The following is a 15,614-nucleotide window of genomic DNA, read 5'->3' as shown; positions in this document are numbered from 1 at the left end:
GCTCATTCGGGTGAAAACGGTCAGGCTGATCTTCAGCTCGTTGCCAGGAAACTCGCAGCCCTGACACAGCTTGCCGGACGACGATCCCGAGCCATGACTCGACGTCGCAGATCCTTGTTGATCAACGGACTGCTGGTGGTGGTGCTCCTCGGTGCCGGTGTGGCCGGCTACCTGGTGTTCTTCGGTTCCTCCGGCAATGCCCAGTCCACCACCACCGCTCGTACGGCCGCCGCCGCGAACCGGGACGTCAGCGAGGTGGTGACGGCTTCGGGGACGGTGCAGAGCTCGTTCAGCGCCGCCGCGTCGTTCGGGGCGAGCGGCACGGTCACCGAGATCAACGTCAAGGTCGGCGACGCGGTGACGAAGGGGCAGCAGCTCGCGAAGCTCGATCCCACGCAGGCGCAGCTGCAGGTCGACATCGCGCAGGGCAACCTGAACGCGGCCCTGGAGAAGGGCACGGGCACGAACGCGCTGCTGACGGCGTACCGGCAGACGCAACTCGCGCTTCAGCAGGCCAAGGACAACCTCGCCGCCACCGTGCTGACGGCTCCTGGCGACGGCACGATCACGTCGGTGACCGGAGCCGTCGGGCAGAAGGTCGGTAGCGGCAGCACCTCCAGCAGCACGGGTTCCACCTCCAGCACGACGACCACCACGACGGCGTCCGGGTTCGTCGTCGTCACCGACCTGAAGAACCTCGTGGTGAAGGCGAACGTCTCCGAGTCCGACGTCAGCAAGCTCAAGGCCGACCAGGCGGCGACCGTGACGGTCAACGCGATGGCCGGAACCCCGGTGCAGGCCAAGGTCACCACGGTCGACCTCACGCCCACGACCGCGAACAACGTTGTGCAGTACGGAGTGAGCCTCGCGTTGACGCAGCCGCCCGCCGAGCTCAAGCCGGGTCAGTCGGCGAGCGTCGAGATCACCGTCGCGTCCGCGCAAGGCGTTCTCGCCGTGCCCGCGGCGGCCGTGCAGACCGTCAGCGGTGCGAGTTCGGTGCAGGTAGTCGAGAACGGCGCCGAGACGCGCAAGACCGTCGAGGTCGGGGTGCGCGGCGATCAGTACGTGGAGATCAAGTCGGGGCTGACCGCCGGCGAGGAGGTCGTGCTGCCGCAGGTGAGCACGTCCAACAGCACCAACCGTCAGCAGCAGCCGGGCACCGGGCAGTTCCCGGGCACGGGCACCGGTCAGCGCAACGGCGGCGGGTTCACCGGGACCGGTCGATGAGCCCGGTCATCGAGGTCCGTGATCTCCGCAAGACCTACGGCGGCGGCGACACGGCCGTGCATGCGTTGCGGGGCCTCGACCTCACCGTCCAGAAGGGCGAGTACATCGCGATCATGGGTGCGTCGGGCTCCGGCAAGTCGACGCTGCTCAACATCCTCGGCTGCCTCGACATCGCCACGTCCGGCAAGTACCTGCTGGACGGCATCGACACGGGCGAGTTCGACGAGGAGCAGCTCTCGTTGCTGCGCAACAGGAAGATCGGGTTCGTCTTCCAGTCGTTCAACTTGGTGCCGCGGACAACGGCACTCGCGAACGTCGAGCTCCCGCTGGTGTACGCGGGAGTTCGGCGTGCCCAACGCCGGGAGAGGGCGCTGGCCGCGCTCGATCTCGTCGGTTTGAAGGACCGCACGCACCACCGGCCCAACGAGCTTTCCGGTGGCCAGCAACAACGTGTCGCGATCGCGCGGGCGTTGGTGACGTCGCCCGCGATCGTGCTGGCCGACGAACCGACCGGCAACCTCGACACCGAGTCGAGCCGGGAGGTGCTCGGCATCCTCGACCGGCTCAACGCGAGCGGGCGCACCGTCGTGCTGATCACCCACGAGGACGAGGTCGCGTCGCACGCCATGCGCACGGTCCGCGTGGTCGACGGGAAGGTCGCGGGGGTGCTGGTGTGAGGATCTTCGAGATCGCCGCGTTCGCGGTGAGGGGCCTGACCGCGAACAAGATGCGGTCCGGGCTCACGACGCTCGGCATCCTGATCGGTGTCGCGTCGGTGATCCTGCTGATCGCCGTCGGCAACGGCGCGTCGAGCGCGGTGCAGCAGAGCATCGCCGGGCTCGGCACGAACATCCTGACGATCAGCCCGCAGCGCGCCCAGCCCGGCAGCACGGCCAAGCCGCTGACCACGGCGGACGCGGCGGCGCTGGTGGGTCAGGACTCCCCCGACGTCAAGTACGCGTCGCCGGTGGTCTCGGCGCAGGCGACCGCGGGTTACGGGGACACGACGCACGACATCGGGCAGTTCATCGGCTCGGACCCGCACTACTTCGACACCACGAACAGTTCGGTCGCGCAGGGGAACCTGTTCTCCGACAACGACGTTCAGCAGGCGCGCAAGGTCGTCGTGATCGGCGCGACGGTGGCCACCGAGTTGTTCCCCGGCACGGATCCGGTCGGGAAGTCCATGCTGGTCAACAACATCCCGTTCACGGTCGTGGGAGTGCTGGCGGCCAAGGGTTCCAGCGGGTTGCAGGACGCCGACGACATGGCCGTGGCGCCGCTGTCGACCACGCAGAACGCGTTGACCGGCTACGGCAGTCTCACGCAGATCGTGGTGCAGGCGCAGTCGGCGGACGCGTTGCCGAACGCGCAGGCCCAGGTGACGACGATCCTCAACGGCCGGCACAAGATCACCCAGACCGCCGACTACCGGATCCTGAGCCAGGACCAGCTGCTGACCGCGCGGACCGCGACGACGGAGACGTTCACCGTGTTGCTGGCGTCGGTGGCCGCGATCTCGTTGCTGGTGGGTGGAATCGGCATCACGAACATCATGCTGGTCACCGTCACCGAGCGGATCCGCGAGATCGGCATCCGCAAAGCCGTTGGGGCGCCGCGGTCCTCGATCCTCGGGCAGTTCCTGATCGAGGCGACGCTGCTGAGCCTGTTCGGCGGGGCCCTGGGCGTGGCGGCGGGGATGATCGGCAGCCAGTTCACCATCGCGGGCATTCAGCCCGTGCTCGTGCCGTCGTCGGTGCTGCTCGCGTTCGCGGTGTCGGCGTTGATCGGCCTCTTCTTCGGCAGCTACCCGGCTTCCCGCGCGGCGAAGCTCCGCCCCATCGAAGCCCTCAGGCATGAATAAGGAGTTTTCGAAGTGACCAACCCACTCGATCAGCCGCTCGAGAACGACATCTCGGCCGAGCTGAAGGAACGCAAGACGGGCTTCGGCAAGACGACGGTGATCCTCGGGGTCGCGGTGCTCGCCATCGTGGCGTTCGTCGGCGGGGTGTTCGTGCAGAAGTCCTTCGGTGCCAGCGAGACACCGACCCGCACGAACGCGGCCGGGCGGCAGTTCCCGGGCGGCAACGGTGGTACTCCCCCGTCCGGTGCCCAGCAACGGCCGAACGGTGGTCAGTTCGGGCGTGGCACCGTCGGCACGATCGACCACGTCGAAGGCACGACCGTCTACGTGAAGACGCAGAACGGCCAGATCGTGAAGGTGTCCACTTCGGACGCCACGAAGGTCGAGGTCACGTCGGAGGGCAAGCTCGCCGACCTGAAGGCCGGTCAGCAGGTCGTCGTGCAGGGTCAGGCGGGTTCGGACGGCACGGTGAGCGGGCAGACCATCACCCAGCGGCCGACCACCGGGTGATGCAGGATTCACGCGTGGAACGGGGCCGGTTGCTCGTCGTCGAGGACGAACCCAGCATCCGCGAGCTGCTGTGCGCCAGCCTGCGGTTCGCCGGATTCACCGTGTCCAGCGCGGCGACCGGCTCCGAGGCGTTGACGGCGGCTCGTTCCGACGCGCCTGATCTGGTGCTGCTCGACGTGATGCTGCCCGACCGGGACGGGTTCGAGGTGGTGCGGCGGCTGCGTTCCAGCGGGGTGCGGGTGCCGGTGCTGTACCTGACCGCGCGGGACAGCACGGACGACCGCATCACCGGACTGACGATCGGCGGTGACGGGTACATCACCAAGCCGTTCAGCCTGGAGGAGGTCATCGCGCGGGTGACGGCCGTGCTGCGCCGCACCCGGCCCGGCGCGGAGAGCGAGCAGCTGATCTGCGGGGACCTGTCGCTGGACGTGGAGAGTCATGTCGTGCGGCGCGGTACGCGGGTCGTGGAGCTGTCGCCGACCGAGTTCCGGTTGCTGCACTACCTGATGCGCAACAGCGGGCGGGTGCTGTCGAAGGCGCAGATCCTGGACCAGGTGTGGTCGCACGACTTCGACGGCGATGTCGGCGTGGTCGAGTCGTACATCTCGTACCTGCGGCGCAAGGTGGACGCCGCCGAGCCCCGGCTGATCCACACGGTTCGCGGCCTGGGGTACATGATCCGCAGATGACGTTGCGCGTGCGGCTGGTGGTCGTGCTCGTCGCCCTGGTGGCCGCGGGCCTGTTCGGCACGTGGCTGATCGGGTCGCAGGTGATGGAGAACTACCTCCTGCACCAGCTCGACGCCCGGCTCGACCGCGCGGTGTCGACCCCGCGCGCACTTCCGTTGCGGGACAACATGGTCCTGCGCGACGCCGGCGGAGTTGTCGCGGGGACGGCGCTGGAGGGGTTGCCGCCGTTCGGCTCGATGACGCCCGGTGAGCACGTCACCGCGGGCTCGCTGCGGGTGGTGATGCGGGAGCTGGACGGGAACGAGCTGATCGCGGCTGTGGACCAGTCGGAGGTCGACCGGTCCGTCGACGACCTGCGGCTCGCGTTCCTTTTGATCAGCCTCGGGGCGTTGATCCTGGTCGGCATGGCCGGGTATGCGCTGGTCAGAGCGTCGACGCGGGCGTTGGAGGAGGTCGAGCAGGTCGCCGGTGAGATCGCGGCCGGCGACCTGTCGCGGCGGGTGCCCGTGCGGCGGCCGGGGTCGGAGGTCGGGCGGCTGGCGTCCGCGCTGAACACGATGCTGGGGCAGATCGAAGCCGCGTTCGCGGTGCGGGTGTCGTCGGAGAACCGGATGCGGCAGTTCGTGGCGGACGCCTCGCACGAACTGCGGACGCCGTTGACGTCCATCCGCGGGTACGCCGAGTTGTACCGGCAGGGTGCGGCCACCGACGCGGACGCGGTGCTGCGGCGGGTCGAGGACCACGCCGCGCGGATGGGGTTGCTGGTCGACGACCTGCTGCAACTGGCGCGCCTCGACTCGGAGCAGCCGCTGGCGTTGTCCACTGTGGACCTGGTCGTGCTGGTGAACGACGCCGTGGCCGAGACGGGCCCTCGCGTTTCGCTGGAGTTGCCCGCCGGTCCGGTGCTCGTGGACGCGGACGAGGCGCGGGTCCGGCAGATCCTGACGAACCTGCTGGGCAACGCCCTGATCCACACGCCTGGGCCGATCGAGGTGCGGCTCACCGAATCGGCGTTCTCCATCGCCGATCACGGGTCCGGGATGAGCGCGGAGGTGGCAGCGCGGGTGTTCGAACGCTTCTACCGCGCGGATCCCGCGCGTGGGCCCGGCGGAAGTGGGCTGGGGCTCGCGATCGTGGCGGCGCTGGTCGCGGCGCACGGGTGGCGGATCGAACTGGACACCGCGCCCGGTGAGGGCGCGGTGTTCCGGGTGCTATTCGGGGCGTGAGCGGTTCGGCCAGGCGCGTTCGTAGTGCTCCTCGGGGAAGTCGCTCGGGCTGGAACCCGTCGCGTGGGCGTGCTCGATCTCCTTGGCATAGCGGTCGTTCCGGGGGCAGGAGGGCGCGGCCGGGATGTACATGACGTTGCCCCAGCCCTGTTGATCGGTGACGGGCGCGACGCTGTGGATCATGTCGCAGTGCCACCAGACCGAGTCGCCCGCCCGGACGTCCGGGATGCCGCTCAGGGCCTCGATCAGGAGTGAGTGGTACTTCGGGTCGACCGGGAAGACCTGGTTGACCGTGACGCCGCACATGTCGTCGTCCGGGACGTCGTCGAGCAGCGGGCGCAGCATCAGGTACGCCATGGCGCCGGGGATCGGGACGGTGTGCAGGACGCCCTGGTCGTGGTCCATGTCCGAGAGCGCGGTCCAGCCCTGGAAGGTGCGGAACACCGAGCACATCGTCGTGCCGGGGTACTGCGGGCCGGTGGTGCGGTGGGCGGCGTCCCACGGGTCGTACTGCTCGGGCGTGCCGTTGAACAGGTGCCGGAACGCCTGCTGGTACTCGCGTGTCATCCACAGGTCGAGCGTGCCGGGGTCGAGGTGGGTGCCCAGGCCGCTGGAGTTGGCGCCGGGTGGGCGGCGGCGGATGCGGTCCGGGTAGCCGACGTCCTTCGCCGGGTCGAACCAGCCTTCGTGGTGCCACAGGCCGTTCAGGAACCGCTGGACCGTGGCCATGCGCTTGTGCCGCCTGGCCTGGGTCTGCGCTTCGGACCAGTAGATCGGGTAGATCTCGGGCTTCGAGCCGACGCTGCCGAAGAAGTCGTCGCCGGGGCCGCGGTAGTTCTCGAAGAAGTCGTTGCCCTCGACGTAGTCCACAATGGACTTGTCCCAGGCCAGGGCCTGCTCGCGGTCGAAGTGGTTCCGCACGACCAGGCAGCCCCGGCGGCGCACGAGGTCGGGGGACGCGGTGCCGGCCTCGATGTCGGCGTAGTCGATCACCGGCCACGCCTGCCCGGCTTTGACGTCGTCGACCTCGCGCCGGATCTGCTGCTCGACGACCGCGAACACCTCCTCGACGCTGCGACCGGACGCCTCGATGTTCGCCCTGATCGCCTTCTTCACCTCCCGGACGGCTTTCGGCAGGTCAGCGGGTGTCGTCTCCCAGTTGGGCAGCACGGCGGCTCCTTCCAGTAAGGCCTCCTAACTTGGAACCATAGGCGTGTCGGGCCGTTGTAGGCAAGACCCCTAACTAGAGTGCGGCGCGTGACCAAGCCGTCCCAGGAGTTGCTGCGCTCGATATCGGACGAGCACGTGCTGCGGTCGTTGATGTCCGCGCGCAAGCTGACGCGGGCGGAACTGGCCGTGGAGACCGGGCTGTCGAAGCCGACGGTGAGCGAGAGCGTCCGCCGCCTCGTGGACCAGGGCCTGGTCGCGGACACCGGCGAACGCACTCCGGGCGGGCGCGGCAAGGGCAGGGTCGGCTCGTTCTACAGCCTGGCCGAGGACATCGGCGTCGCGCTGGTCATGACGATCGCACCGGACGGCGTGACCGCCGAGTGCGTCGACGCCTACGGGGACGTCGTCGGCCGCACCCACCACCCCATCGACGATCCGGCCGAAGTGGCCGCCGTGCTGCCGTCGGTCGCCGCGGAAACCGTTGCCGCGCACAACGTCCGGCTCTGCACGGTGAGCGCAGCGGATCCCGTCGACCGGCGCACCGGCAGGCTCGTCCAGCTGCCCGACTCGCCGTTCCTGGTGGGAGAACTGGATCCGGTCGCGGTGCTGGGGCCGTTGCTGCACGGGCCGGTCGTGGTGGACAACGACGTCAACTGGGCGGCGCAGGCCGAACACGCCGCGCTGGGCGTCGCGGACTTCGCCTATCTGTTCCTGGGCGAGGGCCTGGGTTGTGCGGTCGTGTCCGATGGCGAGGTGCGGCGCGGGCACTCGGGGCTGGCCGGTGAGATCTCGCACCTGATCACGGCCGGGCCGTCCGGTGCGACGCCGTTCATCGAGGTGTTCGGCGAACTCGGGTTGCGCCGGCCGGGGACGACCGCGATCGACGTGGCACGGTTGCGGGCGGCGGACCCCGGCGTGCTCGCGCGGGCCGTCGGCGGTGTCGTCATGGCGTTGGTGACGCTGGCCGATCCGGAAGTGGTCGTGGTCGGCGGGTCCTGGGGGCCGTCGTTGCTCGGCGCGATCAGGGACGAGTGCTCGCGGTTGCCGCGTCAGGTCGACGTGGTCGCGGCGTCCGTGGCGTCTCCGTCGCTCACCGGTGCGCGGGCGGCCGCTCTCGACCTGCTGCGAACGGCGCTCGTCACGGCGTCGCGTTAGGTCACTTCCGCGCCGCCCAGACGGTGCGTTCGGTGCGCAGGGAGAGGTCGTCGCGGCGCAGGGCTTCTTCTGCCGCCTCCGGGCCCCGCTGCCTGCGCAGAACGATGCGGGCGTAGCGTTCCACGGCCTCGGACCGTTCGATGTGGACGGTGATCGTGCGTTCGCCCTCGACGGCGAACCCTGCCTCGGTCAGCTTCGGGCCCCAGTCCGCGCCTCGGTGGGGCAGGCGTTCGTCGTGGGCGTCCGGGGCCTGTTCGGGGAAGAACTGCGGCATGCCGGCCATTTCGACGACGGCGAGCACGCCGTCCTTCGCGAGAGTCTCGTGGAGCCGGCGCAGGGTGCGGTCGGGGGCGGCCATGTGGTGCAGCGAGCCCGAGGCCCAGATCAGGTCCGGGGCGCCCAGGTCCGGCCAGTCCGCGTCGAGGTCGGCCAGGACGGTGTGGACCCGGTCGGCCAGGCCTCGTTCGCCGGCCTTCTGGCGCAGTCGCTGGAGGTGGTCCAGCGAGGAGTCGACCGCGGTGATGTGGGCCTCCGGGTAGCGGGCCAGCAGGGCGAACGTGCCCGCTCCCGTGCCGCTGCCCAGGTCGACGACGTGGCGGGGGTTCGAGGTGGGCAGCCAGTCGATGATGTCGGCGGTGTGGGCGGCGAGGACTTCGGCGTCGAGGTCCAGGATCTCGGCCTGGTCGTCTCCGTGGCCGTGCCCATGTCCGTGCCCATGTCCGTGTCCGTGTTCGCTCATGGGACCAACGTAGGTCCGCCATGCTCTAGATGCACGGTGGCTTGCGCAAGACGCAAGAAGGTCGGTCGAACCGGTGCCGTCCGCGCAAGATCACGCCTTCTTGTCGGCGTTGTGGCCGCGGCGCGCCTCCCGGTCGAAGATGCCGAGGATCTCGCACGGGCCACCCGCCGTGCCGATGGCGTGCGGCAGCATCGTCGGGAACTCGGCGGCCTGGTTCTTCTCCACCCGGAACCTCCGGTTGCCGAGCAGCAACAAGGCCGTGCCCGACAGCACGACCAGCCATTCGCGGCCGGAGTGCGCGCGCAGCGAGGCGGGGTTGTCGGGTGGCGGGGTGGTCATCCGCTGGCGCATGACGGTCATGCCCGGCTCGGCCTTGATCGGCCAGCGCATGTTGCCGTGCGCCCCGTCGAGCATCGGGCTGACGATCACGTCGTCGGTGTCGGTCTCGACCAGTTGGTCGAGCGAGGTGTCGAGGGCGCGGGCGAGGGTGACGAGCTGGTCGAGGGCGAGGCGGCGCTGGCCGTTCTCGATGCGGCTGAGCGACGACGGGCTGAGCCTGGCGCGGGTCGCGAGTTCGTCCAGCGACCAGCCCTGCGCCACCCGCAGCGCACGGATCCGCTTGCGCACGAGGCCGTCCAGATCGCCATCTTCTTGCGTCATGCGCACGATCGTATGCCTCTGCCGCAAACTCCGCTTAGCGTCGCTGCCATGAATCGAACGAAAACCCTGGTCGCGGTGTGCGTGGCGTTGATGGCCGTGATCTCGTCGGTGACCGGGCTCAACGTCGCCCAGCCCCACCTCGCCGCCGAGTTCGGCGCGTCGCAGGGCACGGTGTTGTGGATCATCAACGTCTACGTGCTGACGCTGTCCGCGTTGCTGTTGCCGCTCGGCGCGGTCGGTGACCGGTGGGGGCGCAAGCCGGTGCTGATCGCCGGGCTGGTGGTGTTCGGCGCGGCGAACGTGATCGGCGGGCTGGCGCCGTCCGTCGAGGTGCTGCTGGCGGCTCGGGTGCTCGCCGGCATCGGGGCGGCGACGATCATGCCCGTCACGCTCGCCGTGATCACCTCGACGTTCCCGGAGCAGGAACGCAGCCGGGCCATCGGTGTGTGGACGGGCGTCGCGGGTGGCGGCGGGCTGCTGGGCATGTTCCTGTCGGCGCTGCTGGTCGACGTGGCGGACTGGCGGTTCCTGTTCGTGCTGCCGGTCGTGCTCGTGGTCGTCGCGCTGGCCATGGCACTCACAGCGGTGCCGGACTCACGGGAGGCGCGGCCGTTCGACGTCGTCGGCTCGCTCACCTCCGTGGTCGCGGTGGCCGGACTGATCCACTTCCTGCACGAACGCGACGTGCTCAGCCTGCTCGTCGGGGCGGCCGCCGCGATCGCGTTCGTGGCGTGGGAACTCCGGCATCCCGCGCCGTTGCTGGACGTCCGGCTGTTCCGCGAGCGCCGGTTGGCCACCGGGTCCGTGGTGCTGCTGGTGGTGTTCGGGGTGCAGGCGGGCGTGTCGGTCGTGCTGTACCCGTTCTTCCAGACCGTTCTCGGCTGGTCCGGGCTGGTGTCGACGGTGGCGTTGCTGCCGATGGCCGGGATGATGATGGTCGCGTCCGGTCTCGCGCCGCGGCTGGCCGAACGGATCGGTGCCCGCGCCACGATGGCGACGGGAATCGCGTTGGGCGGCTTGGGTTTGGTGCTCATGGCGGTGTTCGTGAACGCCGCCTACCTCACCGTGCTGCCGGGCATGATCGCGATGGGCGCGGGCATGGGGTTGTCGATGCCGCCCGCCACCGAGGCGATCACCAGTGCGTTGCCTCGCGAACGACAGGGCGTGGCGTCGGCGCTCAACGACGTCACGCGCGAGTTCGGCACCGCACTCGGTGTCGCGCTGCTCGGTGCGATGGTGGCGGGCGCCGTCGACGGCGGAGAGTCCTTCGTGGAGGGCTGGCGGACCGCCATGTGGACCGGGGCGGCCATCACGGCGGTCCTGCTCGCTCTCGTCGTCAGGCGTCGATCAGCAGATCCAGCAGCTTCTGCGGGGGCTCGTCGCCGAACAGGCTCTTGAGCATCTCCTCGGAGTCCTCGGCGGTGTGGGCGGCGCGCGTGAACATCGCCTCCTCGTACTCGGCCAGCGCGGTCTCCACGTCCTTCGTGGCGAGCGCCTGGCCGAGTTCGGCGGCGTCCAGCATGGCGAGGTTGGCGCCCTCGCCGTTGGGCGGCATGAGGTGCGCGGCGTCGCCGACCAGGGTCACCCGCGGCACCCGTTCCCAGCGAGTCTCCGCAGGCAGGGCGTAGTGCGGGCGGAACACCGGCTCGGTGTCGGACTCGGTGATCAGCGCGGTGAGCTCGGGCGCCCAGCCGTCGAACTCCGCGGGGATCTTGCCGAGGTCGTCGAACCACTCCAGCGGACGGGTGAACTCCACGTAGGCGTGCAGCGTGTCGCCGGCCTCCCGGTGCGCGAAGATCCCCTTGCCCTGGCCGGGAGCGAACATCGAGCCGCCACCGACCGCCTTCGCGACCTCCGGATGCCGGGTGTCGGCGTCGTAGAGGTAGGTCTCGACGAACGACATCCCCATGTACTCCGGCTTGGCGTCGGTGACCAACGCGCGCACCCGCGACCACGCGCCGTCAGCGCCGACCAGCACGTCGGCGTCGACGGTGCTGCCGTCCTCGAACGTCACCGTCCTGTCCTGGACGCCGGTCACCTTGCTGCCCCACCGGACGGTGCCCTCGGGCAGCGAGTCGAGCAGCATCTGCCGCAGGTCGGCGCGCTGCACCTCGGGACGGCCGCCCGTGCCGTCGTCGCCCTGCTCGTGCAGCACCGTGCCGTCGGGCTCCAGCACGCGGATGGCCTGGCGGCCCGGCAGGACGAGGCCGCGGAACTCGTCCATCAGGCCCGCGGCCTCGACGGCGATCTGGCCGTTGTAGTCGTGGATGTCGAGCATGCCGCCCTGCGCCCGTGCCGTCGGCGACTCCTCCGCCTCGTAGACGGTGGACGGGATCCCGTTGACGTGCAGCACACGGGCGAGCGTGAGACCGCCGAGACCGGCACCGATGATCGTGACGTGCATGAATGGGCTCCCCTGGAGATCGTGCCGCCTCCCTGACGGCACGACCAGGTTCACCCGGCGCGCTGACAGCGGACGCACACGTCACTGGCAGCGGCTGGCAGGCCCTGTCACCACTCCGCGAAGGAGCCGTCGTCGTGCCGCCAAACCGGCGACCGCCACGCGTGCCCGGCCTCGGCCGCCCTGCGCACCGCCGCCTCGTCGACCTCGACCCCCAGGCCGGGCCCGGTCGGCCGGGCGATCCAGCCGTCCACGACCCGCACCGGCGCCATGTCCACCAGGTACGACGGGTCGGAGCCGTTGTAGTGCATGCCCGCGCTCTGTTCCTGGATCAGGAAGTTCGGCGTGGTGAACGCGACCTGCAACGAGGCCGCGAGCGAGATCGGCCCGAGTGGACAGTGCGGAGCGATCGACGCACCGTAGATCTCGGCCAGCGCCCCGATCCGGCGCAGTTCCGAGATGCCGCCCGCGTGCGACGGGTCCGGCTGCACGACCGCGACACCGGCTTCGAGGACGGGCTTGAACTCCCAGCGCGAGAACAGCCGCTCCCCCGTCGCGATCGGCACCGTCGACGCCTGCACCACCGACGCCAGCACGTCGGCGGGCAGTTCGGGCAGCACCGGTTCCTCGACGAACATCGGCTGCACCTCTTCGAGCATGCGCACGAGCCTGCGCGCCATCGCGGGCGAGACGCGGCCGTGGAAGTCGATCGCGAGATCTCCCTGTGGGCCAAGGGCTTCGCGTGCTTCACGGGCCCTTTGGAGAACCGCGTCGGTGTCGGCGGGCGAGGCGATCGGGCGCATCTCGGCCGTGGCGTTCATCTTCACTGCGCTGAAGCCCGCCGCGACCTGCCGCGAGACCGCGTCGAAGATGCCGTCCGGACGATCGCCGCCCACCCAAGAGTAGGCGCGCACGCGGTCGCGCACGGGGCCGCCGAGCAGTTCGTGGACGGGCAACCCGCGGGCTTTGCCGGCGATGTCCCAGAACGCGTGGTCGTAGCCGGAGAGAGCGGACGACAGCACGGGGCCGCCGCGGTAGAAGCCGCCGCGGCGCAGGACCTGCCAGAGGTCCTCGACGCGCAGCGGGTCCTGGCCGATGACCAGCTCGGACAGTTCGTGGACGGCGGCGCGAACCGTCTCCGCCCTGCCCTCCACGACCGGCTCGCCCCAGCCGCTCACCCCCTCGTCGGTGCTCACCTTGAGGAACAGCCAGCGGGGCTCGACCAGGAACGTCTCGACCGCCGTCACCTTCATGAAGAATCCTTCGCCGCGGACCAGCCGCCGTCGACCAGAAGCTCCGCGCCCGTCACGAACGACGCCGCCGGAGACAGGAGGAAACCGATCACCGAGGCCACCTCGGCCGGGTCGCCGAGGCGGCCGGCCGGGGTGGCTCGGGCACTGCGTTCGCGATCCTCGGCGGAGACCCGGTCCCAGGCCGCCGTCAGCACGGGACCGGGCAGCACCGCGTTGAACCGGACGTCCGGCGCGTACTCGACGGCGAGCTGACGGGTCAGTGCGACCAGCCCGCCCTTGGTGGCCGCGTACGCGCCGTGCCCGGGGATGCCGAAGTGCGCGTGCACCGACGAGACGAGCACGACCGAGCCCTTGCGTTCGCGCAACGACGGCAGGCAGGCCTGGACGCCGTGGAACGTGCCGCCGAGGTTGACCGCGAGCTGGCGTTCCCACTCGGCGGGCGTTGTCGCGTCCAACGGCTTGACCGCGACCGTGAAAGCGTTGCTCACCAACGCGTCCACGCCGCCGTCGCACAGCTCGATCGCCCGCTGCCAGGTCTCCGGATCGCTGACGTCGCCCCGCACGGCCACATCACCGCGCAGGTCGATCCCGACGACCCGGTAACCGTTGTCCGTCAGGTGTTTCGCCGTCGCGGCACCGATTCCGGCACCCGCACCCGACACCACCGCGCACTTCATGCACGTTCTCCTAGAGCTTCTGCCGGTAGACCTTGTTGTCCGGTCCGCGCACCACAGTCCACGCGGAGCCGTCCGGACCAGCAGTAGCACCGACGGCGCCGACGAGCGAGTTGCTCGGGAACTCCGGACGGTTGAACCAGCCGCCCCAGACGCCGGCGGAGGCGTTCACCTGCCAGAGCGTGTAGTCGCTGGCCCGCGCGAACAGGTAGATCCGGTCCTGGAACTCGATCAGGGTCGGGCTGCCGGAGATCACGCCTCCGAGTGACGTCCACTGGCCTCCGCTGACCGGGCGGACCCAGACGGCGTCGGCGGCGGTGCGGACGGCGACCTGGCCGCCGGCGACGCTGGGCCTGCCGTAGATCGGGGCGTCACCGGGTGCGCCGAGCGAGGTCCAGGTGCCACTTTGGTAGCGCCAGACCTTGCCGTCCTCGCCTCGGGCGACGATCGTGCCGTCCTGCGCGACGCTCGGTGCGTCAGTGAGCTTGCCGCCCAGCGACTTCCACGAGCCCCAGCGTCCGTTGCGGAGGGTGCGCTGCCAGGCGCGGTTGTCGTTGCCTCGGACGGTCACCTCGACGTCGGTGCCGACCGTGCGGACGGCGGGCTGGCCCTGTATCGCCTTGCCCAGGCTCGACCACTTGCCGCCCCGCAGCATCTTGAGCTCGCCGCCCGTGCTCCGGCTGAACACCAGCGCTTCGTCGCCGACCCGTGCGATCGCGGGCGAGGCGGTGGCGTCGGAGCCGACTGCCTCACCGGGCACGAGGTCCGTGCCGCGCAGCTTGAGCATCGCGGTGCCGTGTGCGGGAACCGTCACCGTGTACTTGTCGGTCGCGGTGCCACGGTCCGCACGAGCACGCAGGTCGCGCACCGAAACGTTGCCCTTGAGTCCGGCCTGGGCGAAGTTCACGGTCATCTCGGCGGGCACGTCGCGGCGGTTGAGCAGCACGACCGAGCGCTCGCCCTTGCGGGACAAAACCTTGCTGTAGACGTCGGTGTCACCGGTCGAGGCGACACGCACGCCCTGGACGGCCAGCGGGTCCTGGTCGACCGCGAGGATCTCGGGGTTCTTGAGGGTGTTCACCATCGACGGCGGCAGCGTGCGCGGGTCGGAGCCGATGATCAACGGCGAGGACATCTGCGCCCACATCACGAACTGCGAGGTCGACTCCTCCTCGTTGAGCTCGTAGGTGCCCTGCTGCGTCCTGCGCATCGGGATCAGGTAGTCCGGGTCGTTGTAGCGGCCGGGGCCGTTCGACTCGGGGTGCGCGGCGTTGCGGTCCATGTTGCGCAACACGTCGCGCCAGATGCCCTCGTACGGCGTGCCGAACGCGATGTCGGTGCTGGTGCGCCACGAGTCGCCGGCGAGCGGGCCGAACGTGTAGGAGATGTCGGCGGTCTGGTCCGGCTCGTGCGGGACGCCCCACTCGCCGGTGACCGGGTTGCAGATGTTCAGGATCATCGGCCGGCCCGCCTTGGCGAGGGCCTTGCTGAAGTCCGTGAACGCCTGTGCGGGCTTGAGGTTCGCGAAGATCCCGCAGAGGAAGTCGGCCTTCACGGCGTCGAACTTCCAGTCCGCGAACCGCTTCGCGTCCTTCTCGTAGTAGCCGCCACCGCTGCCGACCGCGCAGTTCTTGCCGTCGGACGGGCCCGCGTCGGTGTAGATGCCCGCCTTGAGGCCCTGGGCGTGCAGGTCCTTGACCAGCTTCGGGAGTCCGCCGGGGAACTTCGCCGGGTCCTCCTGGAGGTTGCCGCGCGCGTCACGCGGGATCGGCGCGGTCCAGCCGCCGTCGATCCACACGATCTTGTACCCGGCGTCGCGCATCCCGCTGTTCACGAGGAAGTCGGCGACCCCGCGCACGTCCTTCTCGGTAGGCGCGCCGAGGCCGTAGTACGTGTTCCAGCCCATGTACGGGGTCTTGGCGACACCACTGTCGTAGTAGGTGGGCGCTCCCTGGTCGTCACCCGCGTATGCGGGCGCCGCCACCAGGGACATCAAGGCGAAGGCCAACGCGACTCTGCGAACCGACATGCCCGTGAGCCTCC

At 70.0% G+C, this 15,614-nt stretch carries 15 protein-coding genes; 8 read left to right on the top strand and 7 right to left on the bottom strand.

What is annotated here, in order from left to right:
- The first annotated feature begins 93 nt into the window (after positions 1-93).
- The 6 genes from ACIQF0_RS08180 to ACIQF0_RS08155 are packed head-to-tail and all read left to right on the top strand — an operon-like array spanning position 94 to position 5,519.
- Positions 94-1,227 carry an efflux RND transporter periplasmic adaptor subunit gene (locus tag ACIQF0_RS08180; RefSeq protein WP_401026010.1) on the top strand — a complete coding sequence of 378 codons (1,134 nt, stop codon included), beginning with the start codon at positions 94-96 and terminating at the stop codon, positions 1,225-1,227.
- The gene (locus ACIQF0_RS08175; RefSeq protein ID WP_401026007.1) at positions 1,224-1,904 is read left to right on the top strand and encodes an ABC transporter ATP-binding protein; all 681 of its coding nucleotides are present in this window, start codon (positions 1,224-1,226) and stop codon (positions 1,902-1,904) included. Before ACIQF0_RS08180 ends, ACIQF0_RS08175 begins: the two co-directional genes overlap by 4 nt.
- On the top strand, positions 1,901-3,091 hold the full coding sequence (locus tag ACIQF0_RS08170) for an ABC transporter permease (protein ID WP_401026004.1): 1,191 nt from the start codon (positions 1,901-1,903) through the stop codon (positions 3,089-3,091). Before ACIQF0_RS08175 ends, ACIQF0_RS08170 begins: the two co-directional genes overlap by 4 nt.
- 12 nt (positions 3,092-3,103) lie before the next feature.
- Positions 3,104-3,601: a hypothetical protein gene (locus ACIQF0_RS08165; protein ID WP_401026002.1), complete on the top strand. Its 498-nt coding sequence runs from the start codon at positions 3,104-3,106 to the stop codon at positions 3,599-3,601.
- Positions 3,601-4,293, top strand: a complete 693-nt coding sequence (locus ACIQF0_RS08160; protein WP_401025999.1) for a response regulator transcription factor — start codon at positions 3,601-3,603, stop codon at positions 4,291-4,293. The genes ACIQF0_RS08165 and ACIQF0_RS08160 overlap by 1 nt, the downstream gene beginning before the upstream one ends.
- Entirely contained in the window at positions 4,290-5,519 is a 1,230-nt protein-coding gene (locus ACIQF0_RS08155) for a sensor histidine kinase (RefSeq protein ID WP_401025996.1), read from the top strand. The genes ACIQF0_RS08160 and ACIQF0_RS08155 overlap by 4 nt, the downstream gene beginning before the upstream one ends.
- Here the strand turns inward: ACIQF0_RS08155 and ACIQF0_RS08150 are convergent.
- Positions 5,505-6,689 (bottom strand): YbiU family protein, encoded by a 1,185-nt coding sequence (locus ACIQF0_RS08150; protein ID WP_401025994.1) that lies wholly within the window; start codon positions 6,687-6,689, stop codon positions 5,505-5,507. The two genes, ACIQF0_RS08155 and ACIQF0_RS08150, sit on opposite strands and share 15 nt — an antisense overlap.
- An 87-nt stretch (positions 6,690-6,776) precedes the next feature.
- On the opposite strand from ACIQF0_RS08150, the gene ACIQF0_RS08145 reads away from it, so the two are divergent.
- A complete protein-coding gene (locus tag ACIQF0_RS08145; RefSeq protein ID WP_401025991.1) occupies positions 6,777-7,844 on the top strand; it encodes an ROK family protein in 1,068 nt (355 codons plus the stop codon).
- Position 7,845: 1 nt separating this feature from the next.
- Here the strand turns inward: ACIQF0_RS08145 and ACIQF0_RS08140 are convergent, their stop codons facing one another.
- Entirely contained in the window at positions 7,846-8,583 is a 738-nt protein-coding gene (locus ACIQF0_RS08140) for a class I SAM-dependent methyltransferase (RefSeq protein WP_401025988.1), read from the bottom strand.
- Between the two features lie 90 nt (positions 8,584-8,673).
- Positions 8,674-9,243, bottom strand: coding sequence for a helix-turn-helix domain-containing protein (locus ACIQF0_RS08135; RefSeq protein WP_401025985.1), 570 nt, complete (start codon positions 9,241-9,243; stop codon positions 8,674-8,676).
- Positions 9,244-9,291: 48 nt separating this feature from the next.
- On the opposite strand from ACIQF0_RS08135, the gene ACIQF0_RS08130 reads away from it, so the two are divergent.
- A complete protein-coding gene (locus ACIQF0_RS08130) occupies positions 9,292-10,641 on the top strand; it encodes an MFS transporter (protein ID WP_401025983.1) in 1,350 nt (449 codons plus the stop codon).
- On the opposite strand, the gene ACIQF0_RS08125 is transcribed toward ACIQF0_RS08130, so the two are convergent.
- The 4 genes from ACIQF0_RS08125 to ACIQF0_RS08110 all read right to left on the bottom strand — a co-directional run bounded on the left by ACIQF0_RS08125 (position 10,580) and on the right by ACIQF0_RS08110 (position 15,600).
- Entirely contained in the window at positions 10,580-11,647 is a 1,068-nt protein-coding gene (locus ACIQF0_RS08125; RefSeq protein ID WP_401025980.1) for an FAD-dependent oxidoreductase, read from the bottom strand. The two genes, ACIQF0_RS08130 and ACIQF0_RS08125, sit on opposite strands and share 62 nt — an antisense overlap.
- Before the next feature lie 107 nt (positions 11,648-11,754).
- Positions 11,755-12,897: a galactonate dehydratase gene (gene dgoD, locus ACIQF0_RS08120; RefSeq protein WP_401025979.1), complete on the bottom strand. Its 1,143-nt coding sequence runs from the start codon at positions 12,895-12,897 to the stop codon at positions 11,755-11,757.
- Entirely contained in the window at positions 12,894-13,574 is a 681-nt protein-coding gene (locus ACIQF0_RS08115; RefSeq protein WP_401025976.1) for an SDR family NAD(P)-dependent oxidoreductase, read from the bottom strand. Before ACIQF0_RS08115 ends, dgoD begins: the two co-directional genes overlap by 4 nt.
- Before the next feature lie 10 nt (positions 13,575-13,584).
- Positions 13,585-15,600: a hypothetical protein gene (locus ACIQF0_RS08110; protein WP_401025973.1), complete on the bottom strand. Its 2,016-nt coding sequence runs from the start codon at positions 15,598-15,600 to the stop codon at positions 13,585-13,587.
- Between the last annotated feature and the right edge of the window lie 14 nt (positions 15,601-15,614).

The sequence above is a fragment of the Lentzea sp. NPDC092896 genome (assembly GCF_044754905.1).
Classification (GTDB): domain Bacteria; phylum Actinomycetota; class Actinomycetes; order Mycobacteriales; family Pseudonocardiaceae; genus Lentzea.
Note: the sequence above shows the minus strand (reverse complement) of the source record. Positions and strands in the feature narration are given on the sequence as shown.